Below are 26,741 nucleotides of genomic sequence, written 5' to 3'. Positions count from 1 at the left end.
CAACAATATTAGGGAAGAGCTTGGCACATATAATATAAAAAATTTCAAAAGCACAATTGTACATAATAAATACATTATATAATTTGCATATATTGAGTTTGGAATAATAAATTCCAGTGGAAACTATGGGGTTATTATAGGACGAAATATAAGAAAATAAAATCACATCTGATTCTTTGCCACCGGTATTTTAAGTAGGTGTGACAACATAGCTTATAGAGGAGTGGGTTTTAGAAGTATCAAAGTGGAAACTGTCTCTATAAATAGTCATATCTCAGATATGTCAGTGTTAACTTACAAAGCGGCGACCACAATTTCAGACGGATAACTGGTTGCATACCTATATTCGTAACAAAAAAGGTGACAAAATGTTCTGCTATCAGTGTGAAGAAACAATGAATGGGGAAGGTTGCACTAAGAACGGTATATGCGGTAAGAAGGGGGAAGTTGCAGATCTTCAGGACGATTTGATCTATGTGCTTAAAAGCATTTCATTCTACAACCAGAAAGCAAGAAAGGCAGGCATTTCTGAGACGAGCACTGATGATTTTATGTTCGATGCATTGTTCTCAACCATAACAAATACCGATTTCAGAGCAACCGGTATTCAGGAACGTATTGACAGGGGATTCGAGCTTCAGAAGGAGATCAAGCAGAAACTTCTGGATAACAATGCACTTGATGAGAACAATTTGCCCGGGATAGCAACTGTGACCCCGGAAAACCTCAATGACAGGAATACCGGCATACTTGCAACAGAGGATGAAGATATCCGGTCATTAAGAGAATTGTTGATCTTTGGTATCAAAGGAATTGCAGCATATGCCCATCATGCTATGATGCTTGGACATACCAATAAAAAGGTCAATTCATTTGTTGAGAAAGGCCTTGTGGCAACCACGGATGACAGCCTAACTGAAAAGGAACTCATCTCCCTGGTCCTGAGATGCGGGGAAAAGGGTTTTGATGTGATGGCAGCACTTGACATGGCAAATACCACTACATTCGGGCATCCGGAATCGACTCAGGTCAATATCGGAACTAGAAGCAACCCTGCAATTCTCATAAGCGGACATGACCTGAATGACCTGAAACAATTATTAGACCAGACTGAGGGAACCGGTGTCGATGTATATACCCACGGTGAGATGCTGCCTGCCAATGCCTATCCTGAGTTTAAGAAGTACGAACACCTGGTGGGCAACTATGGTGGGTCATGGTGGCACCAGAAGCAGGAATTCGAGAGTTTCAACGGACCAGTATTATTGACAAGCAACTGTATAGTTCCTCCGAAGAAGACCTACATTGACAGATTATACACTACCGGCTCTGTAGGTTATGACGGTGCCACACACATCGTGGCTAAAGATGGTAAGAAAGACTTCTCTGCCATCGTCGAGCAGGCAAAGACATGTGAACCTCCGGTGCAACTGGAAGAAGGTACCATAACGGGCGGTTTTGCCTACAATTCCGTATTATCTAATGCAGACAAAATTGTTGATGCTGTCAAAACCGGCAGGATAAAGAAGTTCATTGTCATGGCAGGGTGTGACGGACGCCGCAAGGATAGGCAGTACTACACAGATTTTGCAGAGGCGTTGCCCGAAGATACTGTCATACTTACCGCCGGGTGTGCAAAATATCGCTACAATAAACTTAACCTGGGGGAAATTGACGGAATCCCAAGAGTACTGGATGCGGGCCAGTGCAATGATTCATTTTCTCTGGTAATTATTGCACAGGGACTTATGGCCAGGCTTGGATTTGAAGATGTCAACGACGCACCGATCTCGTATAATATTGCATGGTATGAACAAAAGGCAGTCCTTGTGTTGCTTACCCTCCTGAGACTTGGAATAAAGGATATCACCCTTGGACCGAGACTCCCGGCATTTGTTTCCCCGAATGTGCTGAATGTGCTGGTGGAGAAGTTCAACATAACACCGAACACTACTGTAGAAGAGGATATGGCAAGACTCTTAAAGTAAACTCTTAAAAATGAAGGCAGGACCATAAGGGTCAACTTTTTTAATTTATCCCAATATGATCCTTCTACTGCCTCATCAATGATGGGAAAAGCAAGGGAAATGGCCTTTCCTCAGGTTTTAATTACTATTTTTAGTTTTATTCAGTCTAATTTTAAATTGGTTTACTTGTTGTTCTAAGAAGCAACATTCTCTTAATTTGTTGATTTAGGGGGGAAATGGTATTAAATTACTGTTTTTATATCATCCAATATATAAAATCGTAATTCATTTTCATTTATGTCCTACAACGATCTAACTTATGTTTAAAAAATCTTCTTTACGGTCTGCATGCTAAAAAGACAAATATTTTATTACTAAAAATCTTACTAAGGGCGGAATACTTCAGATAATCGGGAATTTAAAATGGAAAGAATAATTGCTGTAGATATATCAGGGCGGCATCGGCATAATTCCAGATACCTGATGGTATGTGCCGCTGTATCCCTTTCGGTGTCAGGAGGGCATGTGAAACAGATACATGGTGTAAATATCAAACCATTTGTGAGTGACAACCCACCCGAGGTTGTGGATGTTGTACAGATGATTGAAAGAACAGTTGAAGGAATGGGAGGAGTAATCATAGTGGCAGAGGAAGGAGATCTTTTCAACCAGCCTGAATGGCTTTCAAACAGTATGTTCACCGCATCTTTCAAATATCCAGAATCCCTGAGTGAAAGGATGGGTGTTGAAATCGCTCACCATATATCCCTGAGCAGTCGCAATTTACTTCTTGATCCCCGGTCATGGGAACCAATCAAAGATAATCTATAAACTATATTTTCATAATCCAGAGTTAAACCATATGAAAGATGTAATTCTTGTACAGAGGAGAATTCCCCGTTGCAGTGAGTCGCAAAACCAACGCAAATTTGCTGAATTAAGGGAACTTGCCAGGGCTGGAAATTATAATGTAGTCTCTGAAGTGATCCAGACCCGTTACCCTGACCGACAATACCAGATAGGCAAAGGTAAGGCAGAAGAGGTTGCAGAGCTGGCCCTGTCACAAAAACCTGCAAAAATAATATTCTACAATCCCCTTTCTGTAACCCAGGTCTATAACCTCTCCGAGATGTGTAAGTGCGAGGTAATAGATAAGTTTCAATTGATCCTGGAAATTTTTGCAAGCCGGGCCACCACCAGGCGTTCCCGTATGCAGGTTGAACTTGCCAGGCTGGAATATGAACTTCCCAGAGCCAGGAAAATCGTATCCCTGCTAAAAATGGAAGAGCGCCCCGGTTTCATGGGTCTGGGAGGCTATGAGGACTCCTATGAGCAGGATGTCAAGAAACGTATAAGCCGCATTAAAAAAGAACTCAGCACAGGACAGAGAGACAGTGAAAACCTGCGTGGTTACCGGCATTCCAAAGGTTTTTCCCTGTTGTCCCTTGCAGGTTATACGAATGCGGGAAAAAGCACATTATTCCGGAGTCTGGTAGATGAGAATGTGGAGGTGGAAAATATGCTTTTTACCACTCTTTCTCCCACCACAAGATATCTGAATATTAATGGCCGATGGACCCTCCTCACAGACACCGTGGGATTTATAGAAGATCTCCCCCATTTTCTGGTGGATGCATTCCGCTCAACCCTGGAAGATGTATTCAGGGCGGACATCATCCTGCTTGTGGTGGATATCAGTGAGCCGGTAGATGTTATAAGGAAAAAACTCGCCGTATCCCATGAAATATTCTGGGAACGTCTCGAAAAAGCCACAATCATCTCCGCTATCAACAAGGCTGACAGGCTTTCTTCCGAAGAACTCAGCTCCCGGCTCAGATCGATCGCCTACCTGGCTCCCAATCCAGTGGTGGTCTCTGCAAAGACCGGTGAAGGGCTGGATGAACTCAAGGATATTATTTCCTCCCATCTGCCTGAATGGAAACGGTTTACCCTGGAGTTGCCTATGTCAGGTGAAAGCATGTCTGCTGTTTCCTGGCTTTTTGAGGAAGGAATCGTGCACAGTATAAATTATGGTAATACTGTTGTCATGGATGTGGAGGCCAGAAATGAGGTCTATCACAAAGCCAGATCTCTCGAAAAAAGATTAAGTTTCCGGTAATACGGCTGAAACCACCTCCAAAGATTTATAAATTCAGATTGCATAGCCTTTACTATATGTTGATCGATCTGCATGTGCACTCCTGTTTTTCAAAAGATAGTGATTCTCAATTTGATTCCATCCTAAAATGGGCTAAAAAAAACGGGATGGATGGGGTTGCTATATGTGATCATGACAGTGTTGAAGGTGGTTTTACCTGTGCACGACGGGCTTTAGAAATTGCTTCGGATATACTGGTAATCCCCGGGCAGGAAGTAAGTTCTGTTGAAGGCCATGTGCTTGTGCTGGGTGCATCGGAAAGTGTGCCTGCGGGAATGGATGTATTTTCCACGATTGAATCTGCACGTAAACTGGGAGCGGTTGTAATCATACCTCATCCCTACAAAAAAACCTCTCATGGGATCGGGCATCTGAAAGGTCTGGATGTGGATGCAGTTGAAGTTTTCAATTCTCGTTGTTTAACCCCTTATGCCAATACAAGGGCAAAGATAGTTGCCGAAAGGCTGGGATTGCCGCAAGTAGGAGGCAGTGATGCTCATGAGCCATGTATGGTTGGCAGGTCCTATACTGACATCGATGTAGAGGATGAATCGGTGGATTCCGTCCTCTCTGCGATAAAAGCAGGGCGTGTAAAACCCGGGGGTAAGTTGACACCTCCTCAATATGTGGTAGGACAGATGTTCAGGGGCATCAGGAAAAAAGTCAACAGTTATTGAATATCAGGTTTTGATGTAATCCTCATAGAACATTCTTAACATCAGCAGGAAGGAAGAAAGAACCAGTGGCCCAACTACGATACCAACCAGTCCGAATAGGTATATTCCTATGAAAATTCCCAACAGGGAAACAAAGGGATGGATTGCACCTACCTTATCCTGAATATAAGGACGCAGGAAATTATCTATGTTGCTGATTACCATTCCTGCTATAAAAATGACACCTGCAGCAAACAAATCTCCTTCGATTACTTTGAAAATAATTGCCGGGCCCCATACAAGAGGGGCACCTACAACAGGCATTATTGAAAGAATCAGTGTGACGAATCCCCATAGTATTGCTCCCTGGATGTCAAGCAGATAAAAGGTGAATGCAAGTAATCCGCCCTGCACGGCTGCTATGAAGAAAGTGGCTATTATTGTGGAATGGATGATATTCTTCATTTCCCCAATCAATTTATCCTTGTTGCTGTCACTGAAAGGGATTATATTGGAAGTCAGGTCCTTAAGTGTCTTATCATCCGTGGTAAACAGGTAGTACAACAGGAAAACCATTATAATCAGGCCGATAAGCTGGTTTCCCAGGTTCTGAATGGTTTCCAGCACAAGCTGGCTTACGAATCCCCCAATTGTTGTGACGAGATCCGATGCTTTCTGTTCCAGGTCCAGAGCCGGAACCAGTTCATTTATTTTTTGCAAATACCCGTAGATAATATCCATATTTACTGTTACAATTTCCAGCACCTGCCCTACCTGCTGGGATAGAAGGATTATCAGGTAGTACAGGGGAATTATTATAATTACAATGGATAGCACGATCAATACAATGGAGGCAGCCCGGTTATTGATTTTCAGCCTTTTTGTCAGCAAATCATGCGCGGGTTTCATTATTACATAAATAATCAGGGCAGCAAAAAAAGCTTCAATATAGGGATACAGAGCATAGGTAATTGCAACTGCAAGTATTGCTATAAAAAGCAGAGCGATTGCCATTTTTGTATCCTTTTCATTTCTCATCTTATACCTTCGCTTGAGTTGTTCCCGGGATTGAAATAAGCTCGTCTTTTTATTTGCCTGTGTTTTTGGGTCTTTACATTTTCACACGTGTAATATCAATATGACGTATTTCATCGGCTTCTATTGCAAAGAGCATTTTTTTACGCACACTGTTGGCCAGCCGGATTGCCCTTGACATAACCGGCAGGGAAAATTCATGCTGTGTACCAATCGAATGGGCCAGGTATTCGGAGTGGGGAATCTCTGATGGGGACTTCACTTCGCTGTAAATCCTGAAATGTGTACCGAACTTGAATCCGGTTTTAGGTACGAGTTTCCGGGTCCTGAGGTCTTCATATACCCTGTATTTCCTCTGGAAAAGAGGCTCTATATGCGTGGCCCTTTCGCAGAATTCATCAAAATTGAGTTTGTTGTCATCTTTTCGTGTGGTTACTTCAATTATGTTGTTCTTTAGCAGGAAAGCCCCCTCTACAAGGGACAATTGTAGCCTTTTTTGATCCAGGGGTTTTCCATAAAAACCATTTTCGTACAGTTTACCGGAAGCTTCACCGTCCCAGACAATGACACGATCCTCAAGCATAGTTGCAGGAGTATGCAGTGAAGGATACAGCTGTTCCATATTACCTGCAGGGTCTGATTCCTGCACTTCATAATAGGTAATGTCGCTTTCCTCGTCCACAACTGCAATTATGAGCTGTTTGTGCACGTTACAGGCTGATTCCAGATTTTTCAAAAGAACGGACAGAGGAAGGGCAACTCTTTCCGAATGAACATATACATAACTTCTGGATGAAGATTTTCCGGGTTTGCCACCCCGTGGATATACCCTGAAATCCGCAACTCCAGGCTGAACGTAAAACCCACGCTCTCGAAGGTCCTTATACACAATATATTTGAGTTCAAAATTTGGGTTTAACAGGGATGCAATCTTGAAATACTCTTCAAATCCAAGTGATTTGCCTTCTTTTTCGATTTCGAGTTTCTTACGGTAAAGCAGGTGTGCTGCTTCAACCAGGGTGAGTATTAAATTGTCTTTTTTGGGTCTGCCGTAATAACTGGTTTTATATATCTCTTCAATTGCCTCTTTGCCGGCAACAACCCTGTCTTCTTTCAATTTTCCAATCAAGCCGAGCACCCGGTATACAGTAAATAGCGATGGCACAATGAGATTTGCTTTTATTTATAGGTTGGTTTTACTTCAGTATAGAATCCACAAAGGACCTGGCAAATTCACGGTAGGAAACGCCTTCCAGATGTGCATACGATCCCAGTGTATTTTCTACTGTCATCCCGTCCCATTCACCTTTGATTCCGATGCCCCGGGAAAGTTTAATGGCAAAATCCGTGCTATCCGGGATGTCCCTTATCTCGGAGTGGTGGAATTCATGGCCCCTGAATGTATTACCCTTTCTGCCTATGATCGCATCCTTTACGATTTGACCGTTATTGTAACTAACCACACGTGTATGTCCCATAAGGGTGTGGCCGGGTAATGCTCCCACCATTTCGGTTGTGGCTTCGGGCATTTCTGCCATATGGTATGTGCCTTTTCCTTTTACGCCGGTGGTGAGTTTCTCTGTCAGGTACATAAGCCCACCACATTCTGCATAAATGGGCATTCCTGATCTGGATGCTTCCCGAATCTCCCGGCGCAGGGATTCATTGTCCTGAAGCTGGGGGGCAAAAAGTTCGGGATATCCTCCTCCGATATACAATCCATCAACATCCGGTAACTTACCATCATGGACCGGGCTGAAATATTCCAGGTCTGCACCTGCCAGCTGGAGCAATTCGATGTTATCATAATAATAAAAATTGAATGCCTCGTCAAGTGCCACACCGATTTTAGGCCTTTTTCCGTTTATGTCACGGGATGTGAACATGCTCCTTGGAGGTTTTTCGACAGGTTCTGCAGAGTTTGCAATTTTAAGTATCTCTGCAATATCCACCCCCTCGTCCACCCTGTCCCGGATAGTCCCTATTCGCTGGTCCAGGTCACTGATACGTCTGCGTCCTTCAAGAGCCGGAATCAGTCCGAGGTGGCGCATGGATATCTGCATTGCATTATCCCTGCGGATGGTTCCAAGTACGGGAATCCCGGTGTAGTGCTCAATGGCTTCACTGGCCTTTTTTGCATGGCGGGGATTTCCGATATTATTCAGGATTACTCCTGCAATGTTTATATTTTCATCAAAAGAGGTGTAACCTTTTACAAGGGCTGCGGCTGAACGTGTGATACTGCGGGCATTGATTATCAGCACTACCGGACATTTGAGTATTTTTGCTATCTGGGCAGTACTTCCAGTGTCGGTGAAACTATCAAAGCCTTCATAGAGACCCCTTACGCCTTCGATGATGGCAACATCTGCCTTCTTGTCAGTTTCACACCCATGGGTGAATACGTCACGGATGCCTTCCTCATCCATGAGGTAGCCGTCTATATTGCGGGCATTCCGGCCAGTGATTTCAGAATGATAACTCGGATCTATGTAGTCCAGGCCGACTTTGAATGGTTGTACCCTGTATCCCTTTGCAGTAAGGGCTGCCAGCATTCCGGCAACAATTGTCGTTTTACCGGAAGAGGAACGGTCTGCGGATATCAGCAGACGGGGCATCTCCATAAGATATTGGTCGGGCATACCAATTCCTTACCGGCTAAGTTCCCTGAGGCGCTCGTCTGTCAGGGCCCGTGGGTCGACCGCACAATCGCTGGCCATTATATTTCTTGCAAGGGTGCGATACACTTCGGCTATATCAGTATCCCCTGCCTTTTCAAGCACGGAATAGCCATCCCTTTCACAGTCCTGGACAATCTGCTCCTTGGGAATAAAGGCCACCAGCTCACTTCCAATCTCATTTGCAAATTTGCTAACTATCTCCTCTTCCCGGCTGACGCTGCGTGAGTTGCATATCACACCGCTAAGTTTCGTATTGATACGGGACAATCCCTTGCAAATGTTGTTGGCTGCATAAAGGGGCATGTATTCCCCGGAGGTGAGGACATAGGCCTCATTGACCAGCCCTTTCCTTATCGGAGCGACAAATCCGCCACAGACGATATCCCCGGGCACATCGTAAATGATAAGATCCATTTCTTTCATGGATTGGGATATCTTCTTGAGTTTTTGGATTGCAACAATGATTCCCCTGCCGGCACAACCTATACCCGGTTCGGGTCCACCGACCTCTACACACTTCACTCCCTTGTATCCCTCAAAAACCACGTCGTCTTCCTCTTCTATTTCCATACCCTCCCTGAGTAGATCCAGGATAGTGGGGATACGTTTTCCTCCCAGGAGGGTTATGGATGAATCGCTCTTGGGGTCACATCCGATGATCATGACATTATAGCCCTCATCGGCACACGCAGCGGCTACATTGGATGCAGTACTTGATTTCCCGATGCCGCCTTTACCGTAGATTGCAATCCTTTTCTGTGGATTCATTTCACTCCTCCCTGGCAAGTTGCCTTAATGTGGCTCCGAATTCAGATTCCACAATATTTGTCACACCCAGTGTTTTTGGATGGAGGTCTATCTCCACAAGCACATGTTTATGCCCCATATCTTTCAGGGGATGAACCTGTCTGGGTCCATTAGTGATAGATATAAGTTCCATGCCTTCAAGCGCTTCCATTGGTATTGCATGGGGTACACCGGCGATCACGGCAAAATCGAAATCTTTGTATTTTGATTTTATAAGTTGCCTGACCTGCTGGCCTGCAATGGGATATTCATCCAGTCCGCCTATTATTTCATCTATTTTTACGTTATCATGCATGTCTGCAAGAATATGTTCTGCATGCTGGCGTACCCGGGGTAACCCAAGCTCCGTATCAAGATTTGCGAAATTGACAATGTTGTCCTCAACACCGAGTTTTACGGCCACTTCATGCAGGGCCATCGTTATATCAGCAAACATGTAGGCGGTCTCTTTTTTGGCATTGAGGATGCAGATTCCTTTCTTGCCTGCTTTGAGCATTTCTATGACTCTTTTTGCCACAGTATATTTTACATCACCGCGGGATGGTTCAAGATACTCTTTGCTTGCTGCTCCATATTTTTTTTCGACATTTGTGGCTTCATTGAGAAGATGTTGCTGTCTTTCAAATTCCTGCCTGTCGATTATTCCTACATCAAGGGCGGATTCCAGGGCAAACAATACTCCTTTGGTGTTATCATTGTAGCCGGCATGGACCTCTACTTCGATTACAGGGGCATCCAGATTTGCTTCCATGACCGCTTCATGGAGTTCCTCGCCGATTATCATGCTCACACATGTCCCGACGACACCGATGCGTTTCGGGCTGAACCTTTCCTCTACTTTCTGTAACATATCCACAAGTCGGTCATGTCCTCCGAACACGAAACCGTTTTCGTCCAGGGCAGTGGTCACAACCCGGATCCCGTCCTCTTCCAGCAATCTTGCATGCTTGAAAGAACAACCCGGTGGCCCGTGGAGGATTGCGACTTCAACATTAAGGTCTCTCAAAGTGTACAGCGCCGCGACTATGGAACTCGGGCGGGGATGCATGATAGAAAGGTTCTTCTGCTGCATTTTTCTCCTCTTTTTTACCTGAAACATTTAACGCAGGATATAATGGTGTCGCCGCTGTCGGTTAACGAAAGGGCACTTTCCAGGCCTTCCTGCAGGTTTTTCCTGTGAATGATATCCTGTGAACTTAAGTTTTCCATGCGTTTGCCTATCAGGATCACATGGTCAAGGAACTGTCTGTATTCTGAAAGCAGGATCTGGACGTTTTCCGGAGCAAAGCCTTCGCATACCTGTGCGGCATGTTCTCCGATAATCAGCACGTTTTTTGCAGATTTATTCAGTCCCATCTCAATGGCCGATCTTGCTGAATCAATATCCAATCCCGAACTGGAGTTATCAATGAGTCTCCTTTGTTGAAACTCCACCCGTTGCATTCTTCCTTCTAAACCACTAAATCCTTCAAAGGTTCTCTGGATGTCGTGCGGGTCTGCTCCTGCCCGCAGGCCGGCACATGCGCTGGCGGCAAAAGCAATTGCATATTCTTCAGGATTATAACCGGGTTGGAGTTTGCAGTCGATGTTTTTTTCATCATAAGTAATACTGATAGTTTCTTTGGATATTCTGCTGATAAGATCGGCGTTTTGATTGCCGTTAGCAAATGTTATGATCTCAGTCTTTGTGTTATTTTCTATGAGGCTGGTGTCCTGATGATTCATTATCACAACAGGATGTTGCATAATCTTCCATTTGGCTTCACTTGCCCATTTGCTGTTTGAAGCAATCCTGTAGTCAGGGCTGAGGGTTGTGAGTATGCCCATTTCACCCATGCCAGTTGTGCCCAGGGATTCTTCCAGCACATAAACCGATGGCTCAATTTCCTGCTCTCTGACAATATTAACAACTTCAAGTATGCTTGCGGGAGTTATACTGAGACCTTTATGGAGCATGATGTGTTGGTTTTCTGATAGGTATTCTATGCCCCGGGTTGTATGTAGTATGACTTCTTCCTTAAAGGAAAGTATCCTGGCCAGAAGGGTTGCAGTACTGGTCTTGGCTTTAACCCCGGTGATCTCGATTACTTTTGCTTGACTGAAGATACCCTCCTCACGCAGTATCCAGCCGGTGATGTAATGGTGAGAATAGATGGTATTTCCCTGCGATCTGGCTTTTGTAAGAACAGGATAGTTGGGGTCCAGATGGACAGGTGTGATTATAATAGCGTTTTTGTCCGGCAGAGGTGGCTTGCTAACCACCTCTACTCCAGCAGGCAGGTCAGAGATTTTTTTTGGGGGGAGTGTGCCGTAAACATCCACTGCGGTTACGCTGTATCCGTGGCCTGCAAGTTTACTGCTTATCAACAGGCCACCGTGATTCAGGTCAAGCACTATGAAATGTCTCTGTCCTGCTGTCATGTGGTCTCATAAATTATTTCAGATTACTTCCTTTGCCCTTTCAAAGACAAGGTCTGCAAGCATTTCGTGGTTACCGAGGGGTTTTCCGTAAACAACGGGAACTTCATTGCCATCGACCTCAAATTTTCCTTCGTTTGTTTGGGGGTCGAGTTTGAGAATCTCAGGAATATCTTCGGTGATGTGTACGCCGGATGCGAGGAATACGGGAACTGCTGCAATCCTGGTAACTCCGGTTCCCTCGAATTCTTTCATGGCTTCTTCTACGGAGGGGCCGCAGTTTTCCATGAAACCTGTACGGATTACATATTCAGGGTGTTTTTCTGCGATGGTGTTGGCGATGTTTGTAACTACTTCTTTGTTGTAGGGTAGTCTGCTTCCATGTCCGATTGCTAGAATTCCTATTTTTTCACTCATGTGGAATACCTCTTTTTTGTCAGTGTAATATGCATATTAAAACACCAGTCTTACTTTCGTAGGGTGTTTGTGTTACTCCCTATGAATGAGTGATTACATAAAAATAATTCGGATCGATCTTGCAGGGTGAACTTTAATTAAAAATAAGGGTGGAGGGGATCAAAAAGGGTGAGGTTCAGACAACTTCGTATTCTCCATCGTCTTCCTTGTAACTGTCAGTACCTACCATTGCGGCTTCTATGGAATCAATTCCGTCCATCCATTCGGCAACAATTCCATAGGGCATATCTTCCATTTCTTTGCCCGGAAGTTCCTTGCCATCCAGTACAAGGGCACCTATCCTTGCAACATATCCCAGGGCGGCCTCGAAATCCTCATCATGTTCGGCTTCGACTGCACTTTTTATGAGGTCGGATATTTTTGATTCCTTATCAAAGTCCCCGTTCAGGTAACATTCGAAGGAGACGAATGTTGCCAGCAAAGAATTCTGAAGGGATTCGATCATCATATCGGTGTCTTCGGATATGGAATCTACCTTTTTCAGAACGATTTCTTCGATACTGGAGAGGATATCAAGGGTTTCTTCTACAGAATTTTCTCCACGCTGGCAGGTAGCTATGACCTTCAGGCATGCCAGGATCACATCATCCTGCATGTTCACAAAAATAGCACTATCATTCTCGGGAGTATCCCCGGATTCTTCAAGCTTGAAATTGCTTTCTCCAACTTTTTGAAGCCAGTTGTTCCATCGCTTTTCCGTATAAAATTCATGAAATATCTGTTTATCACTAGTTTCTGGCATTCTAGCCCCTCGCATTATAAATTATATAGGGATTTTTCAAAACCTAAGTCTGACTTTCTTATATCCGCTGCATTGGTCACTTTCAATATTTCCCATGACTTCTGCAACTGTACATTTATCGCCATTTTTTATTCCTGCAGGGTGGAACAGGTCGTACAATTCCTGGTCATCTGTGTCACATTTTGGTTCCTTATAGCTGATAGTGGAACCCTGGACAGCGTTGCGTGAATCAATGGCAGCAATGATCGGAGCTTTTGCAACATCAACCACGTATGCTCCTTGTTCATGAACAAAACATTCGTGCAGGGTATTTGTCCTTACTTTCCGGACTACATACTTGCGTCCCTTTTCCAGATTCATGCATGTATTCCTGAGTTTGCATTTTTCGCATTCTGGAGCTTCCCCTTCAAATATGAACTCTTCCCCTTCCCGGGCAAGTTGAGTTCCGATGAGTGTAATCATGGTATCTTCTTCATCCATAAGTATCACCTGTAATGATCAATAATCATGAAATTACTCCGGTGGTCCTTGCCACCACCTCGGCTGCGTCAGGTGTTATCCCGGTCCCGAGTATTGTGTACCTTTCCGGCCTAATTTTATGAGACTCAACAAGCGCTTGTAATATATATTTATCTTCGATGCCCAATTCATGGGCCGTTGTGGGAGTACCAATTATCCGGAGGGCATCCCTTATTTCCTGCCAGTCCCCGCCATGCAGGTACATCATCATGATCGTCCCGATACCACATTGTTCTCCATGCAGGGCAGGATTTGGAGCGATGCGGCTTAATGCGTGGCTGAACATGTGCTCCGAGCCCGAAGCAGGCCGGGATGAACCTGCGATGCTCATGGCAACCCCGCTTGATACAAGGGCTTTGACAACCATCCGAACCGAGCTTTCAAGTTCAGGCTTTATGGAATCTGCGGATTCTATGAGAATGTTTGCGGTCATACTGGCTAAAGCTGCAGAGTACTCACTGAATGAAACATTCTGCAACCTGTGTGCCAGTTGCCAATCAAGTACTGCTGTACAATTGGATATAATATCCCCACAGCCTGCTGCAAGTAACCTGAATGGGGCTTTTGCGATGACTTCGGTGTCGGCTATTACTGCCATGGGTGCACTTGCCTGAATGGAGGCTGTCTCACCATTATGTGTTATGGAAGCCCTGGACGAGACGATGCCATCATGGGAAGCGGCTGTGGGTATGCTCAGGAAAGGTACATTGTGTCTGGTAGCAGCCAGTTTGGCTACATCTATGGATTTGCCGCTGCCAACTCCCAGCAGGAAATCTGTATCCATTTCTCTGGCAATTTCCATGACATTTTCCACTTCTTCCATGGAAGCACTGGCCGAGACATGGATCTGGACACTCCTGCCGGTCTCTTCAAGTTCTTCTGCGACCTTAATACCTGCGATATCCCGGGTTTTCTGGCCCGTTACGATCAGCGCATTGCGGCCGAGTTTGAGATCACTGCATACATCGGCTACCTTTCCTAACATGTTGCTGCCGACCAGAACGTCCCGGGGAAGTTGCATCCATTTGTTGCTCTTGAGTTCGTTCAATTGAATTACCCTGCTTTTATTTGTAAAAACACTTATATTATATCTATCTCTTTTATAATTGTGCTTCCAGCCGGATTCTTCTGTATATTAGCCCCAACGGGATTTTTCGGATTGTGATTTATAGATGAATACATTAACTGATAAGATTTTGCAATTTGTAAATAAGTATTATATTGATCCCATTATCTATGATAGTGGTTACAACCCGGTTAATACACTAACATGGGCCCTGATTCTTGGTGCATGTGTTTTTGGTGTTATAAAGTTGCTTGACCGGATGAAAGTTGAAGTGGATGAACGCTTCATTTTGACCATAATTCCCTTTATCCTGGCAGGTTCGTCCCTCAGGGTGCTTGAGGATGCCAATGTCTTCAGTGCTCCCCTGAAATATCTCTTTATTACCCCCAACATCTACTTTGTGGTTTTTGTTGTGACTCTTGCCTGTCTGGTAGTATCCAAAAAACTCTATGACCTGGATGTTGTAGGCGACTGGGAAAAGACATTTGCCGCTGCAGGAGGTTTGTGGTTTTTATTCAACCTGTACGCCCTGCTCTATTTTGAGGATATTGTAAGACCCGATGCGCTTGTCCTGATTCTGGTGATAGGAACATTGATTGCTTTTTCCATTTACGGCCTGGCACGCTGGCAGGGAATCGGCCTGATTACAGACAGGCTCAATTTCACCATTCTCTGGGTTCATTTAATGGATGCATCTTCCACATTTATCGGTATTGATATGCTGGGATATTATGAAAAACATGTTGTGCCTTCCTACCTGATCGATCTGACAGGCACGGCACTTGTGATGTATCCCCTCAAACTTGCGATCTTCATCCCGGTGATCTATGTGCTGGATACCCAGTTTAACGATAGCGAAGAATCAATATCTTTAAGAACTTTCGTAAAGATGGTTATTATTGTACTGGGATTGTCTCCTGCTACAAGAAACACACTGAGGATGGCACTGGGTATCTGAAATGAAACGCAATGATATTTTTCCCGGCTCTCTGGTTGCTGAAGACCTGCAGAGATACTTTATTTCACTGAAAAGCCTTTTTGTCCTGTCCATTGCGGTATTTTTCATCTCAGCATTGGCGGGTTACATTTATACTTCCATGAGTCCTGCTTCAGCGGACATGTCCCTGGAGGAATTACAAAGCCTGGTGGATATCATCAAGGAACTTTCTCCCCTGCAGATAATGCTCTTTATTTTCCTGAACAATGCCCTGAAAAGCCTGGCGGTTATCCTGCTGGGTGTGAGTATAGGTTTCATTCCTCTTTTATTCCTGGCCTATAACGGTTATGTGCTGGGTGCAGTGGCTTATGTGACCGGTGCTGAGGAGGGCCTTTCATATGTTTTACTGGCGATAATTCCCCATGGCTTGATCGAGCTGCCGATGATATTTCTCTCGGTTGCTATCGGAGTACGTATAGGATTGACCACTCTTGCCAAACTGCGGGGCCAGGCAGTATCGGTAAAACAGGAAATAACAGCAGGTGTGGCTGTTTTCATACGTTTTGTAGCACCTCTCTTGCTGGTGGCATCAGTGATCGAGACATTCGTGACCCCCATGTTCATTGCCTTTGTCTGAGGGTTTACAACAAATCTTTTATTGCAGATTCTTATTATGTTCCAGAAAGATTCACGAGGATTTTCCCATGATTGACAGGAAAGAGATCATCGATATAGTTAATGATTATAATACAGATAATATTCGGATAGGTGCAGTAGCTTCCCACTCAGCCCTTGATGTTTTTGACGGAGCTGTAGAGGAGGGTTTCCACACGCATGCTATATGCCAGAAGGGCCGTGAAAAGACCTATACGGATTATTTCCGCGCCCAAAGAGATCAGAATGGCAATGTTGTACGTGGCGTGGTCGATGATTATGTGAACTATGATAATTTCGATGAGGTCCTGCTTGAGAAAAACCAGAAAAGCCTTGTGGACAATGATGTGCTTTTCATTCCCAACCGCTCCTTTACTTCATACTGTGGAATCGATGAGATAGAGAATGATTTTGCAGTTCCGCTTGTGGGTAGCAGGAACATGTTGCGCAGTGAGGAAAGGGGATTGGAGAAGGATTATTACTGGCTTCTGGAAAAAGCGGGAATGCCTTTCCCGGAGAAGATCGGTGATCCGCAGGATATCGATGAACTCTGTATTGTCAAACTGCCTCATGCTGTGAAAAAACTGGAGCGCGGATTCTTTACGGCTTCAAGTTATGAGGAATATCTTGAAAAATCCGAATCCCTGATCAAACAGGGAGTCATCACCCGGGATGGGCTTGCAGAGGCACGTATTGAGCGCTATGTTATCGGGCCGGTGTTCAATTTTGACCTGTTCTATTCCCCGCTTGAAGAGGAAATGAACCCGATCGAGTTGCTGGGCATTGACTGGAGATTCGAGACGAGCCTGGACGGCCATGTGAGGCTGCCCGCTCCCCAGCAGATGGCTCTGGCAGAGCACCAGTTGACACCCGAGTATACGGTTTGCGGGCACAATACTGCAACCCTGAGGGAATCCCTGCTGGAGAAGGTGTTCGAACTTGCGGAAATGTATGTGGATGCTTCCAGGGGATACTATGATCCCGGTGTAATCGGTCCATTCTGCCTGCAGACCTGCGTGGACAAGGACCTGAACTTCTACATCTATGATGTGGCACCCCGGGTTGGCGGCGGTACCAATGTGCACATGTCCGTGGGCCACCCCTACGGCAACACTCTGTGGAGAAAAACCATGAGTACGGGACGCAGGGTGGCTTACGAGGTCAGAAGAGCCATCGAAACAGAACAGCTGGATAAGATAGTAACCTGATCTGAAACTTAGTTGACAGGATAATGCGGCTAAGTTGCCGCAATATCATTTTATTTACACCTTTGTACGCCTCTCGCTTTTTTCGCTAGCAAACCTCTTATAGCATAATCTCATTATTATCATAATGAGAAGGAACCTGAACCGATACTCACAATTTATATATGGAGAGTGTAATAAATGAAAATTGTACATGCTCAAACTGTACTGACTGACGAGCAGCTCGCGGCACTGAAGAAGAAAAGCAATGAAACTTCTACCAAGGATGCCCTCAGTATTGCAGTGCAACATTACCTCGAGTGTGAGTACACTGACATGGATGATGAAATGTGGACTCGCAAGCTGGAGAAGGTCGTGCAGAAAAAGAATAAGAAAGACTGAAAAGGAGAGATTTAATGCAGATTCCAGAAATGTTTAAAAAAGACGATGCAGTATCCCCGGTCATTGGTGTCATTCTGATGGTCGCCATTACTGTCATCCTCGCAGCGGTTATAGCAGCGTTCGTATTCGGACTTGACAGTCCTGAATCCGCACCACAGGCAAGTTTGAAAGCCAGCTCTGATTCTGTAACTGTCACCGGTGGTACTGATCAAAATGTAGTTAAATTGGAACATCAGGGTGGAGATGCAATTAACTTGAAGACCACAAACACCAGGATTACTATAGGTGATAACTCTGTAAATTCATCGATTTTAACAGGTGATGCAGATTTGGAGAGTTTTGAAGTTGGTGAGTCACTTTATATCTTTAATAACGGCACCTCTACAGATGATCCAACTTATTATATTGGCACTCTAAATAATTCAACTATTGATACCACAAATGGTGCCACAGAAAATGTCGCTGAATCAGGTGACTCTATCGACCTCAAGATTATTGACGTACAAACCCAGCAGATGCTTCGTGATGCAACAGTAAGGTTCTAAACCTTAACCTGAAACCTACCGCCGCCGCAGCACTTGCGGCACCACTTTTTCTCTTTTTTCCGAAATCTATGTTTTGCGTATGCCATGAATTCAGGAAAGCTACCTCTGCAAAGGACACTATTCTGATAAAAAACATTCCGGAACTCCTTCCCCTGGAATACCGGAAATAGGTATTGTAGAGAAAAACGATTGGTATTTCACTCTAGACTGCAATCCGAGATATCGTTAGCCCATTTTTCCTGCATCAACTTTTGGACTTCTGACAGGTCGGATGTCTGGCCCAGTACACACATAAGTTTTACAAGGGCAACTTCCGGTAACATGTCTTCGGCTTCGATTGCTCCGGCTTTGAGCATATCCGTGCCGGTATCATAGACACGGTCACAGACACGTCCGTGCAGGCACTGGGATGCGATCACTATCGGTATGTTTGCTTGTGTTGCACGCTTGATCTCAGGGACCCAGTCGGTGGACACATGGCCCAGGCCGGTTCCTTCGATTACAATGCCCTTATATCCTGCATCGATATAATTGCCCAGGATTTCGGGTCTTGCGCCGGGTGTGAACTTGACAATAGCACATTCAGGCTCGATCTTATCCCTAAGGGCCAGTTCTGTCTCTCCGCGTGCGGTGTATTCTGATTCTGTGGTAATCTGTCCTGTGGCATAATCCACAAAACCAATCGGGCGGGAATTGATGGACTGGAAAGCATCCCTGCGTGAAGTGTGCATTTTCCGGACTCTGGTAGCGTAATGGATGCCGCAGCGATCATCGGAACTGCTCTCATGCATGACTGTGCAAACTTGTGCAATATCACTGACAGCAACTTTTGTTGCACAGATTGCATTCATTACATTGTCACTGCTTGGTCTGTCTGCACTGCGCTGGGAACCTGCAAAAACGACAGGAACTGGCGTGTCAAGCATGAATGCCAGGGCTGCTGCAGAATACATCATCGTATCGGTACCATGGGCAATTACTATGCCCTCTGCTCCGTTGTCAATTTCTTCATATACGACCCGGGCAAGTTCTGTCCATACTTCTGGCTTCATGTTCTCGGATAGGATATTCGTAACAACCCGGCCTCTTATATTGGCAATATCATCAAGTTCGGGGATTGTCCGGACAATATCATCTGCAGAGCACTGTGAGCTCACAGCACCGCTACGGTAATCGATCTTACTGGCAATGGTACCTCCTGTGGAAATGAAAACCACATTTTTAAGCCCTTTATTTTTGGTAACCTTGACTTGCTTTTCAGGCTTCTGAATTTCCTTTTTAGGCTCCAGGAATGTGATCTGTGCACCATCCGGCTCGATTCCTACATTGTATCCACTGACCATCTTCAACACAATATGGCCGGTGACACTGGGCATTACAACCCCCTCATAGGCAGCTCCGCCCTTCTCGACCCTTATCCGGTCTCCTTCCTTGTAATCCATAATTATCCCTGCAATGAATCTATTATCTTATTTTTGTTGTATGTAATCTTCGACAATCTGCATCAGCTTTTCAATGGAATCTGTGGTATGGTCCTTGATCCTTTCAACCTCTTCTATCCACATTCTGGTTTTAATACCAAAATTGTCGATTGATGCTTTCATGGCTTCTGGTGCAGGTCCTCCAGTGACCTTTCTTTTTTGGATGTTGAGCATTGGGTCCAGAGCCTGTTTTACCATATCTTCATTCAATCCCTTTTCTGTAAGGCTTTCCCCGAGGACCGTGCGCCCCACCGCTTCTATATCTTCCAGGGTTGGTTCGACATCTCCTTTTGCCAGAATTCCCACTATCTGGTGTGCAGTCCTGAAAGGTATCCCGCATTCCCTGACCAGGGTATCGGCAAGTTCGGTGGCTGTAGTAAATCCGGTTGAAGCCTGCCATTTCATAGTATTCTTGTCAACCTTCATGCTATCCAGCATACCTGCCATGATCCTCACCGATGCACGTGTGTTTTCCACGGATTTCCAGATATGGGGGCTGGCATCCTGCATATCCCTGTTATAACTCATCGGCAGGGATTTGCAGACCGTGAGTAATGACATCAGACTTCCCACAGCGATCCCGCTTTTGCCTCTCACAAGCTCTGCAGTATCAGGATTCTTTTTCTGTGGCATTATTGATGAGGTGGATGCGTACTGATCAGATAGTTCAATAAAACCAAACTCCGTAGAAGACCACAGGACCAGTTCCTCTGATATCCTGCTCATCCCTACCATAATATTTGCAAGTACAGAAGCCGTTTCCAGCAGGAAATCCCGGCCACTGACTGCATCCATGGAATTTTGCATTACTTCTTCAAACCCGAGCAACTCTGCAGTCCTGCTCCTGTCGATCGGAAAGCCTGTGGAAGCAAAAGCCGCAGCTCCGAGGGGACAACGGTTGATCCTGTCAAGGCATCCAAGTATTCTTTCCACATCTCTTCCCAGGCTCTCCGCGTGGCCCATAATATGGTGGGCCAGTGTGGTAGGTTGGGCATGCTGCAGGTGTGTATATCCCGGCATGATGGTATCATAGTTCTCAGACGCAATTTTTGCCATAGTGGTAACAAGCTGCAACATCTCTTCTGCCAGTTCCAGTACTTCTTTGCGCAGTCTCAGGCGGATACAGGTGGCCACTTCATCATTGCGGGAGCGGCCGGAATGCATCCTTCCACCTACGTCTTCTCCTGCCATATCAATAAGTCTGGCTTCCAGGGATATGTGTATATCTTCGTAACTATGGTCAAGGGAATCGATACCCTCTTCGCGGATGCGCTTCAATCCATCCAGGATTTTGGCACAATCATCTGTGGGGATGATTCCCTGCTCTTTCAGCATGATCGTGTGGGCAAAATCCACCAGGACATCAGAATCAAATATCCATTTATCGTCTTCCATGGATGAAGTATAACGCATTATTTCCTCGTCCGGGAGAGAATCAAGGCGTCCTCTTCGTAAAATATCACTCATGATTATTCCTCAAATGAACAATTTTAAGGGGTCTGCCCACATGAAAAGTGGTTTAATGGGACTTTCTGACTGCCCTTCTATTCAAGGTCTTATCAAATAAAAGTAGCTGTTCTGATAAAAGTAATTCTTTATTTTTCGCCTACAGGAAGTTTAATATGCACTTCTGTTCCCTTTCCTTTACCTTCACTTTCCACCCAAATTTCTCCATCGTGTGCCTCTACTATGGTCTTGGAGATATAGAGACCAAGCCCTGTACCACCGTATTTACGCTTCTGGGAAGAATCAATCTGGTAAAATCTCTGGAATAAGTTGTCTATCATATCTTTCGGTATGCCGATTCCCGTATCTTTGATATTGATATGTATGTATCCATCTTCTTTGTTTGCAAAGACAGTAATTGAACCGCCCTTTGGAGTGAATTTGATCGAATTATCTATTATATTGGTGAACATATCAGTAAGTTTGTCCCGGTCTCCTTTTATTTGAGGAAGGTTCGGTTCGATTTTCTTAATCATTTCCAGATTTTTCTCTTTAGTCTGGATCTGCAGGTCCTCTATAATCTGGTCTGCCAGTTCGGATATATTCAATGTTTCAAAATCATACTGAACAGTGCCTGCCTGTGTGCGACTGAGATATAGCAGTGAATCCACGAGTCTCTGCAGCCTTTTTGTATTACGCATCACGGTTTCTTCTGCATGTTTCTGTTCTTCTCCCAGTTCCCCGAGGCTGCCGTCATTTAGAAGTTCTGTATAACCCATGATCGATGTGAGAGGGGTTTTCAATTCATGACTCACATTGGAAAGAAATTCATCTTTCATTTTATCCAGCGATTTCAATTCCTCATTTGCCTTTGCCAGATCTTCTGCATATTTCCTGAGTTCTTCTTCGGCCCTTTTACGTTCGGTAATATCACGGGCAACAACCAGTATTGTAGGTTTATCATTATACTCTATCATACGGGCACTGATTTCTACAGGAATTGTAGTGTCATCCTTGTGTCTGTATGTAGCCTCAAAGATGGCATGCCCCTTTTCTTTGACCTCTTTGATCCTTTGGGGTATCTCTTCCATAGAAAGACTGGTGTTTATTTCTTTTGTTTTCATGCGGAGTAATTCATCCCTGCTGTATCCCGTGGTTTCACAGGCCGCTTTATTAACTTCCATAATGTTGCCTTTAAGGTCATGCACAAAGATCGCATCATTGGTGCTGGCAAATATTGTGCGGAACTTATCTTCTGATCTTTCAAGTTCCTTTTCAGTTTTGCGGCGCTGTACGATTCTCCACATCCCCTGCATGAGGAGGGTAAGCTGTCTTACATCAGAACTGTCATAATTTTCATTCTTATTCCCCACTCCGGCAAGGGCTACAATCTTGCCTCGCTCAAAAATAGGTACATCCATATGGCGAATCAGTTCCACATGACCCTTTGGGTATCCGCCTTTCCTGGGATGTGGCCTATTGTAATCGTTATTTATAAATGGTCGTCTTTGTCGTATACTTTCTCCCCAGAGTCCTACATCTTCGATCTTGTATTCTATCTTCTTGTCCTTAATTTTACAGCGATTCATTGGAGTATCGGACCAGGATTTCAGTTGTATGGCACCTATATCTTCATCCACAAATGCAAGATAGCCAATCTTGCTTTCTGTAAGTCGCACTCCCTCAGCTCTTGCAAAATCGATGATTTCTTTCAGGGAGGCTTCTGTCATCTGGTTAAGCTTTACAAGGGTTTCCAGGCGCGATTCATCCAGGTGGAGGGCTTCTTCGGCTTTCATGCGGTCACTGATATCTTCAACAATCCCGACTCCTCCCAACAGCTCGCCATCTTCTGATATGTAGGGGCTGTAATCGGCTTTTATAGGGGTTACTTTTTCACTTGTGGTGGAATGATATTTTCCCTCATAATGACCAGAACGTCTCAGGAATACAGCTTTTACAGCTTCATACATCTTTTTGTCTTTTAAATCCTTGAGTATGTTGAAACCGATTATTTGGTCTCTGGTCATCTCGAGAATATGCATTATATTCTCATTGCAGTGGGTTATCACACCATTTTCATCGAAATGGAATATTCCCAGGGGAGAATTTTCAAAGATCAATCTGTATTTCTTTTCAGATTCTCGCATAGCCTCTTCGGCCAATTTACGGTCTGTAATATCAATTATGATGCCCTGGTAGTACGAAGGTTCTCCAACTTCATCTCTTCCTATAAAGGACCGCTCAATCACCCAGCGTATTTCTCCGGATTTGGTGAGTATGCGGTATTCCTTGGAAAAAAAGATCTTGCCTTCAATTTCATGCTCGCTGACCTCGCTGCGTACCATATCGAGGTCATCGGGATATATTATGTCTCCATAGATAAGTTTGCCGGAAGTGAAATCTTCGGGCGTATAACCAAACTGGGAAATGTTTCCGGATACGAATTCCACAGGCCAGTCTTTCTCTGCGGTCCACAGGAAGGCCACAACAGGACTGTTTTTATAGATTTCCTCGAGTTTCCTGTCCGAACGGAGTCTTTTACGTAAGGTTTTCTGGCTTATCTTCTGCTCGCTAACGCTTTCTACAGTACAGATCATCCCGTCATAATTTCCTTTCTGGTTGAGTAAAGGAATCAATCTGCCTGTCTGGAAACTTAAGTTGCCGCCCTTTGTAACGATTGGCATGGTTTTGTAGGGTATGGGTTTCAGAGAATCTTTTGCCCTCAGGAACATTTCCCTGAAATGGGCTTCATCACCAACACTGTGGCGGGAGGCAGACATATATTGTTCCAGTTTTTTGTCTATCACTTCCTCGCTTTTGATACCGGTGATTTCTTCCATTCCCTTGTCAAAATAGATAAAAATCTCGTCTTTGTCAACGACCCATGTGCCTTTGCAAATAGTGTCAAGTATTCTTTCCAGAAGATTTTGCATTGTAGTACCCTTTGTCATCTCGCCCATAAAAAGATTACAATATTGAATATCTGGCTGATTCAATTAATATTTTATCATTAATCTTATGCGGTTTTTTTATTTTTTCCCTTGAATGGGAAATGCAGCATATAACCAGCCGCCATTGTTAATATTATAGTGGCTCCGGAAGGTACGCTTAAGTAGTAGGATAAAAACAGGCCTATAAAGGTAAATACCGTGCCGAATATAACAGCAAGCATCATCATCCTGTCAAGTTTATCTGTAAATTCACGGCTCAATGATGCCGGTATCGTTAACAGGGCTATAACAAGAATCAATCCTACAACTCTGATCATGACTATTATGGTAAGGGCTATCAGGCAAAGCATGTACAGACTAAGCTTTTCAACCGGCAGTCCTGAAACCTGTGCAAATTCTTCATCAAAACTTATGGCCATGAATTCTTTGTAAAGCAGATAGACACTTGCAATGATCAGGATATCAATTACTAGCATCAAATAGATATCATTTACAGGGACTGTCAGTATATTACCAAAAAGGTAGGTCATAAGATCCGGTGCATATCCCGGTGTAAGGCCTATGAATAGGACTCCCAGTGCCATACCTACAGACCATAGTATTCCGATTGCGGTATCTTCGGCTATATTGGTACGTCTGTTGACAAGACCTATTACAAGTGCAGAAAGCAGGCTGAAAGGCAGGACACTGAAAAGGGGATTAATTCCCAGGTAATAGCCCAGCCCAATACCGCCAAAAGAGGCATGTGCAATCCCTCCGCTTATGAAAACGATCTTCCTGACAACCACATATACCCCGATAATCCCGCATGCTATGCTGGCCAGCAGGCCTGCAACGATAGCATTTTGCATGAATGTGTATTGTAAGATATCCAGCATGTTCAATTTCCTCAATGGGCTTTCAATACCCTATGGGGTACACCATGTGCTATCATTTCTACGGGACACTTATAGGCTTCTTCAAGGTCCTCGGGCTTTATTTCTTTAGTACCGTGATAGTAGAGTTTCTGATTCAGGCAGGCCACTTTATCTACATAGACAGAGATCGCACTAATATCGTGGGATACCATAATGATTGTAACCCGGGATTTGAGTTCTTCAAGTATTTCATAGAACTCCTTTTGCATAGTTGTATCTATTCCGGCCACAGGTTCATCGAGAAGTAACAGTTTTGGTTCTGTGACAAGTGCCCGGGCTATGAAAACCCTTTGCCTCTGCCCGCCGGAAAGTTCGGCAATGTGGCGGTCCCTGTATTCATACATTTTGACCTTTTCAAGGGCTTCCTTCACCACTTTCCGGTCATCAGGACTGTATTTTCTGAAAAGGGATGCTTTTCCAATACGTCCCATCATTACCACATCCCATACATTGATGGGAAAATCCAGTCTGGATGCACTGTGCTGGGGGACATAACCTACAATGTTTCTCCCCTCCTTCGGTTTTTTACCGAATATGCGTACATCACCTCTGTCTGGTTCTATCAGGCCGAGAATTACTTTTAATAAAGTACTTTTTCCCCCGCCGTTAGGTCCAATGATTCCCAGGAAAGTTCCTTCCTGCACGTCAAGATTTATCTCCTTGAGGGCAGGTACATCGTGGTAATACGACCACATATTTTTTATTTCCACTGCATGCTGATGGTTATTTAAGTCCTTCACGGAAAGCCTCTGTTACTTTATACATATTGTCTGTATAATTGCGTGCAAGGGGGTCCACTTTCACAACCTTGCCGTCAATTTCTTCTGCAACGGCTTCTGCACTCTGTGTACTGAATTGGGACTGCACAAAGATAATAGTTATGTTTTCCTGCTTTGCAAAAGTTATGACCTCACTGAGCTGTCTGGCACTTGCTTCCTTACCTTCGGTTTCGATGGGTACCATATTAAGATCGTACCTTTCTGCAAAGTATCCCCATGCAGGATGATAGACCATGAAACTATTCCCCGATTTGTTTTCAAGTGTTTCCTGAATCTCCCTGTCAAGAGACTTAAGTTCCTCGGTGTAGGAATCCCGGTTTTGTGTATATGTTTCTTCGTTGGATGGGTCTACCTCAACCAGGGCTTTGTATATGTTATCGACCATTATAATTGCATTATTGGGATCATTCCATACATGGGGGTCCATTCCTTCTCCCATTGGCCTCAGATCAATGCCTTTGGAAGAATTCACAAATAACATGTCATCATTCAGGTCCTTTATTTTTTCCAGCCATACTTTTTCAAAAGGTAATCCGGAATCAACCTTTACGTATATTTCCGCTTTGCTGAGTTCTTTCAGCTGACTTGAAGTTGGTTCATAGGTGGCAGGACTTGCACCAGGCGGAATCATTACGATTGTTTCAACATGCTCTCCTCCGACCTTTTCCACAAATTCGGCCTGGGGAGGTATGCTTACAACAACCGTTGTTTTTTCAGGCTGGTCTGAACTGTTTTCCTCCGTACAACCTGTAGTGGCAATTATGGCTAGTATTAATATAAGCAAAAATGTTTTTTTGGTATTTGGCCAAAAAACAATATTCCCAATAATTTCTCTCATTTCTCTCTCTCTCTTTTCACATTCTTTATATATAAATGATTCTGGTTATTCACTCATACATTGTGTTTCAAGTTTAAACCT

At 44.4% G+C, this 26,741-nt stretch carries 25 protein-coding genes; 9 read left to right on the top strand and 16 right to left on the bottom strand.

Annotated elements, in window-relative coordinates; all coding sequences use genetic code 11:
* Window positions 1-368: 368 nt before the first annotated feature.
* The 4 genes from hcp to CI957_RS03770 all read left to right on the top strand — a co-directional run bounded on the left by hcp (window position 369) and on the right by CI957_RS03770 (window position 4,802).
* On the top strand, window positions 369-1,988 hold the full coding sequence (hcp, locus tag CI957_RS03785; RefSeq protein ID WP_128754245.1) for a hydroxylamine reductase: 1,620 nt from the start codon (window positions 369-371) through the stop codon (window positions 1,986-1,988).
* 402 nt (window positions 1,989-2,390) lie between these two features.
* Complete coding sequence (locus tag CI957_RS03780) at window positions 2,391-2,798, top strand: DUF2209 domain-containing protein (RefSeq protein ID WP_128754244.1); 408 nt, start codon at window positions 2,391-2,393, stop codon at window positions 2,796-2,798.
* A 31-nt stretch (window positions 2,799-2,829) separates the two neighbouring features.
* On the top strand, window positions 2,830-4,086 hold the full coding sequence (hflX, locus tag CI957_RS03775) for a GTPase HflX (protein ID WP_128754243.1): 1,257 nt from the start codon (window positions 2,830-2,832) through the stop codon (window positions 4,084-4,086).
* A 56-nt stretch (window positions 4,087-4,142) separates the two neighbouring features.
* Window positions 4,143-4,802, top strand: coding sequence for a PHP domain-containing protein (locus tag CI957_RS03770; RefSeq protein ID WP_096711802.1), 660 nt, complete (start codon window positions 4,143-4,145; stop codon window positions 4,800-4,802).
* 3 nt (window positions 4,803-4,805) lie between these two features.
* On the opposite strand, the gene CI957_RS03765 is transcribed toward CI957_RS03770, so the two are convergent.
* The 10 genes from CI957_RS03765 to CI957_RS03720 form a co-directional block, all read right to left on the bottom strand.
* On the bottom strand, window positions 4,806-5,819 hold the full coding sequence (locus CI957_RS03765; RefSeq protein WP_128754242.1) for an AI-2E family transporter: 1,014 nt from the start codon (window positions 5,817-5,819) through the stop codon (window positions 4,806-4,808).
* Window positions 5,820-5,892: 73 nt separating this feature from the next.
* On the bottom strand, window positions 5,893-6,933 hold the full coding sequence (gene endA / locus CI957_RS03760; protein WP_128754241.1) for a tRNA-intron lyase: 1,041 nt from the start codon (window positions 6,931-6,933) through the stop codon (window positions 5,893-5,895).
* A gap of 79 nt (window positions 6,934-7,012) precedes the next feature.
* The gene (gene cfbB / locus CI957_RS03755; RefSeq protein ID WP_128754240.1) at window positions 7,013-8,458 is read right to left on the bottom strand and encodes a Ni-sirohydrochlorin a,c-diamide synthase; all 1,446 of its coding nucleotides are present in this window, start codon (window positions 8,456-8,458) and stop codon (window positions 7,013-7,015) included.
* Window positions 8,459-8,467: 9 nt separating this feature from the next.
* A complete protein-coding gene (gene cfbC, locus CI957_RS03750) occupies window positions 8,468-9,265 on the bottom strand; it encodes a Ni-sirohydrochlorin a,c-diamide reductive cyclase ATP-dependent reductase subunit (RefSeq protein ID WP_128754239.1) in 798 nt (265 codons plus the stop codon).
* A 1-nt stretch (window position 9,266) separates the two neighbouring features.
* Complete coding sequence (cfbD, locus tag CI957_RS03745; RefSeq protein WP_096711798.1) at window positions 9,267-10,376, bottom strand: Ni-sirohydrochlorin a,c-diamide reductive cyclase catalytic subunit; 1,110 nt, start codon at window positions 10,374-10,376, stop codon at window positions 9,267-9,269.
* A gap of 14 nt (window positions 10,377-10,390) precedes the next feature.
* On the bottom strand, window positions 10,391-11,725 hold the full coding sequence (gene cfbE / locus CI957_RS03740; RefSeq protein ID WP_096711797.1) for a coenzyme F430 synthase: 1,335 nt from the start codon (window positions 11,723-11,725) through the stop codon (window positions 10,391-10,393).
* Between the two features lie 18 nt (window positions 11,726-11,743).
* Entirely contained in the window at window positions 11,744-12,139 is a 396-nt protein-coding gene (cfbA, locus tag CI957_RS03735; RefSeq protein WP_096711796.1) for a sirohydrochlorin nickelochelatase, read from the bottom strand.
* Window positions 12,140-12,314: 175 nt separating this feature from the next.
* Window positions 12,315-12,941, bottom strand: a complete 627-nt coding sequence (locus CI957_RS03730) for a DUF2150 family protein (protein ID WP_096711795.1) — start codon at window positions 12,939-12,941, stop codon at window positions 12,315-12,317.
* A gap of 36 nt (window positions 12,942-12,977) precedes the next feature.
* Window positions 12,978-13,421 (bottom strand): UPF0179 family protein, encoded by a 444-nt coding sequence (locus CI957_RS03725; RefSeq protein ID WP_096711794.1) that lies wholly within the window; start codon window positions 13,419-13,421, stop codon window positions 12,978-12,980.
* Between the two features lie 25 nt (window positions 13,422-13,446).
* The gene (locus CI957_RS03720; RefSeq protein WP_373420702.1) at window positions 13,447-14,508 is read right to left on the bottom strand and encodes an NAD(P)-dependent glycerol-1-phosphate dehydrogenase; all 1,062 of its coding nucleotides are present in this window, start codon (window positions 14,506-14,508) and stop codon (window positions 13,447-13,449) included.
* 124 nt (window positions 14,509-14,632) lie between these two features.
* Between CI957_RS03720 and CI957_RS03715 the strand changes: the two genes are divergently transcribed.
* The 5 genes from CI957_RS03715 to CI957_RS03695 all read left to right on the top strand — a co-directional run bounded on the left by CI957_RS03715 (window position 14,633) and on the right by CI957_RS03695 (window position 18,248).
* Entirely contained in the window at window positions 14,633-15,484 is an 852-nt protein-coding gene (locus CI957_RS03715) for a DUF63 family protein (protein WP_096711793.1), read from the top strand.
* A 1-nt stretch (window position 15,485) separates the two neighbouring features.
* The gene (locus CI957_RS03710) at window positions 15,486-16,100 is read left to right on the top strand and encodes a stage II sporulation protein M (RefSeq protein ID WP_096711792.1); all 615 of its coding nucleotides are present in this window, start codon (window positions 15,486-15,488) and stop codon (window positions 16,098-16,100) included.
* A 67-nt stretch (window positions 16,101-16,167) separates the two neighbouring features.
* Window positions 16,168-17,325, top strand: coding sequence for a formate--phosphoribosylaminoimidazolecarboxamide ligase family protein (locus CI957_RS03705; RefSeq protein WP_128754238.1), 1,158 nt, complete (start codon window positions 16,168-16,170; stop codon window positions 17,323-17,325).
* Window positions 17,326-17,502: 177 nt separating this feature from the next.
* Window positions 17,503-17,703, top strand: coding sequence for a DUF5371 family protein (locus tag CI957_RS03700; protein ID WP_096711790.1), 201 nt, complete (start codon window positions 17,503-17,505; stop codon window positions 17,701-17,703).
* A gap of 14 nt (window positions 17,704-17,717) precedes the next feature.
* Window positions 17,718-18,248, top strand: coding sequence for a type IV pilin (locus CI957_RS03695; RefSeq protein WP_128754237.1), 531 nt, complete (start codon window positions 17,718-17,720; stop codon window positions 18,246-18,248).
* A 197-nt stretch (window positions 18,249-18,445) separates the two neighbouring features.
* Here CI957_RS03695 and gatD read toward each other — a convergent pair whose 3' ends face one another.
* The 6 genes from gatD to CI957_RS03665 all read right to left on the bottom strand — a co-directional run bounded on the left by gatD (window position 18,446) and on the right by CI957_RS03665 (window position 26,660).
* Window positions 18,446-19,690: a Glu-tRNA(Gln) amidotransferase subunit GatD gene (gatD, locus tag CI957_RS03690; RefSeq protein ID WP_128754236.1), complete on the bottom strand. Its 1,245-nt coding sequence runs from the start codon at window positions 19,688-19,690 to the stop codon at window positions 18,446-18,448.
* 27 nt (window positions 19,691-19,717) lie between these two features.
* Entirely contained in the window at window positions 19,718-21,196 is a 1,479-nt protein-coding gene (gene argH / locus CI957_RS03685) for an argininosuccinate lyase (RefSeq protein WP_096711787.1), read from the bottom strand.
* Window positions 21,197-21,324: 128 nt separating this feature from the next.
* A complete protein-coding gene (locus CI957_RS03680) occupies window positions 21,325-24,135 on the bottom strand; it encodes a PAS domain S-box protein (protein WP_164909019.1) in 2,811 nt (936 codons plus the stop codon).
* Window positions 24,136-24,191: 56 nt separating this feature from the next.
* Entirely contained in the window at window positions 24,192-25,004 is an 813-nt protein-coding gene (locus CI957_RS03675) for a metal ABC transporter permease (protein ID WP_096711785.1), read from the bottom strand.
* An 11-nt stretch (window positions 25,005-25,015) separates the two neighbouring features.
* Entirely contained in the window at window positions 25,016-25,783 is a 768-nt protein-coding gene (locus tag CI957_RS03670) for a metal ABC transporter ATP-binding protein (RefSeq protein ID WP_241645873.1), read from the bottom strand.
* On the bottom strand, window positions 25,767-26,660 hold the full coding sequence (locus tag CI957_RS03665; RefSeq protein WP_096711784.1) for a metal ABC transporter solute-binding protein, Zn/Mn family: 894 nt from the start codon (window positions 26,658-26,660) through the stop codon (window positions 25,767-25,769). Before CI957_RS03665 ends, CI957_RS03670 begins: the two co-directional genes overlap by 17 nt.
* Window positions 26,661-26,741: the final 81 nt, after the last annotated feature.

Origin of the sequence: Methanohalophilus sp. WG1-DM (assembly GCF_004104135.1) — an archaeon.
Lineage (GTDB): Archaea > Halobacteriota > Methanosarcinia > Methanosarcinales > Methanosarcinaceae > Methanohalophilus > Methanohalophilus euhalobius.
This window is presented reverse-complemented; position numbering and strand designations above follow the sequence as displayed.

What these genes read in the sequence shown, in the direction of transcription:
- CI957_RS03780 (WP_128754244.1), top strand. Translation starts at nt 2,391, where the DNA reads ATGGAAAGAATAATTGCTGTAGATATATCAGGGCGGCATCGGCATAAT.
- hcp (WP_128754245.1), top strand. Translation starts at nt 369, where the DNA reads ATGTTCTGCTATCAGTGTGAAGAAACAATGAATGGGGAAGGTTGCACT.
- CI957_RS03665 (WP_096711784.1), bottom strand. Translation starts at nt 26,660, where the DNA reads ATGAGAGAAATTATTGGGAATATTGTTTTTTGGCCAAATACCAAAAAA.
- CI957_RS03695 (WP_128754237.1), top strand. Translation starts at nt 17,718, where the DNA reads ATGCAGATTCCAGAAATGTTTAAAAAAGACGATGCAGTATCCCCGGTC.
- CI957_RS03710 (WP_096711792.1), top strand. Translation starts at nt 15,486, where the DNA reads ATGAAACGCAATGATATTTTTCCCGGCTCTCTGGTTGCTGAAGACCTG.
- cfbA (WP_096711796.1), bottom strand. Translation starts at nt 12,139, where the DNA reads ATGAGTGAAAAAATAGGAATTCTAGCAATCGGACATGGAAGCAGACTA.
- cfbB (WP_128754240.1), bottom strand. Translation starts at nt 8,458, where the DNA reads ATGCCCGACCAATATCTTATGGAGATGCCCCGTCTGCTGATATCCGCA.
- CI957_RS03675 (WP_096711785.1), bottom strand. Translation starts at nt 25,004, where the DNA reads ATGCTGGATATCTTACAATACACATTCATGCAAAATGCTATCGTTGCA.
- CI957_RS03715 (WP_096711793.1), top strand. Translation starts at nt 14,633, where the DNA reads ATGAATACATTAACTGATAAGATTTTGCAATTTGTAAATAAGTATTAT.
- hflX (WP_128754243.1), top strand. Translation starts at nt 2,830, where the DNA reads ATGAAAGATGTAATTCTTGTACAGAGGAGAATTCCCCGTTGCAGTGAG.
- argH (WP_096711787.1), bottom strand. Translation starts at nt 21,196, where the DNA reads ATGAGTGATATTTTACGAAGAGGACGCCTTGATTCTCTCCCGGACGAG.
- CI957_RS03705 (WP_128754238.1), top strand. Translation starts at nt 16,168, where the DNA reads ATGATTGACAGGAAAGAGATCATCGATATAGTTAATGATTATAATACA.
- CI957_RS03765 (WP_128754242.1), bottom strand. Translation starts at nt 5,819, where the DNA reads ATGAGAAATGAAAAGGATACAAAAATGGCAATCGCTCTGCTTTTTATA.
- CI957_RS03770 (WP_096711802.1), top strand. Translation starts at nt 4,143, where the DNA reads ATGTTGATCGATCTGCATGTGCACTCCTGTTTTTCAAAAGATAGTGAT.
- CI957_RS03680 (WP_164909019.1), bottom strand. Translation starts at nt 24,135, where the DNA reads ATGGGCGAGATGACAAAGGGTACTACAATGCAAAATCTTCTGGAAAGA.
- CI957_RS03725 (WP_096711794.1), bottom strand. Translation starts at nt 13,421, where the DNA reads ATGGATGAAGAAGATACCATGATTACACTCATCGGAACTCAACTTGCC.
- cfbC (WP_128754239.1), bottom strand. Translation starts at nt 9,265, where the DNA reads ATGAATCCACAGAAAAGGATTGCAATCTACGGTAAAGGCGGCATCGGG.
- CI957_RS03700 (WP_096711790.1), top strand. Translation starts at nt 17,503, where the DNA reads ATGAAAATTGTACATGCTCAAACTGTACTGACTGACGAGCAGCTCGCG.
- cfbD (WP_096711798.1), bottom strand. Translation starts at nt 10,376, where the DNA reads ATGCAGCAGAAGAACCTTTCTATCATGCATCCCCGCCCGAGTTCCATA.
- CI957_RS03730 (WP_096711795.1), bottom strand. Translation starts at nt 12,941, where the DNA reads ATGCCAGAAACTAGTGATAAACAGATATTTCATGAATTTTATACGGAA.
- cfbE (WP_096711797.1), bottom strand. Translation starts at nt 11,725, where the DNA reads ATGACAGCAGGACAGAGACATTTCATAGTGCTTGACCTGAATCACGGT.
- gatD (WP_128754236.1), bottom strand. Translation starts at nt 19,690, where the DNA reads ATGGATTACAAGGAAGGAGACCGGATAAGGGTCGAGAAGGGCGGAGCT.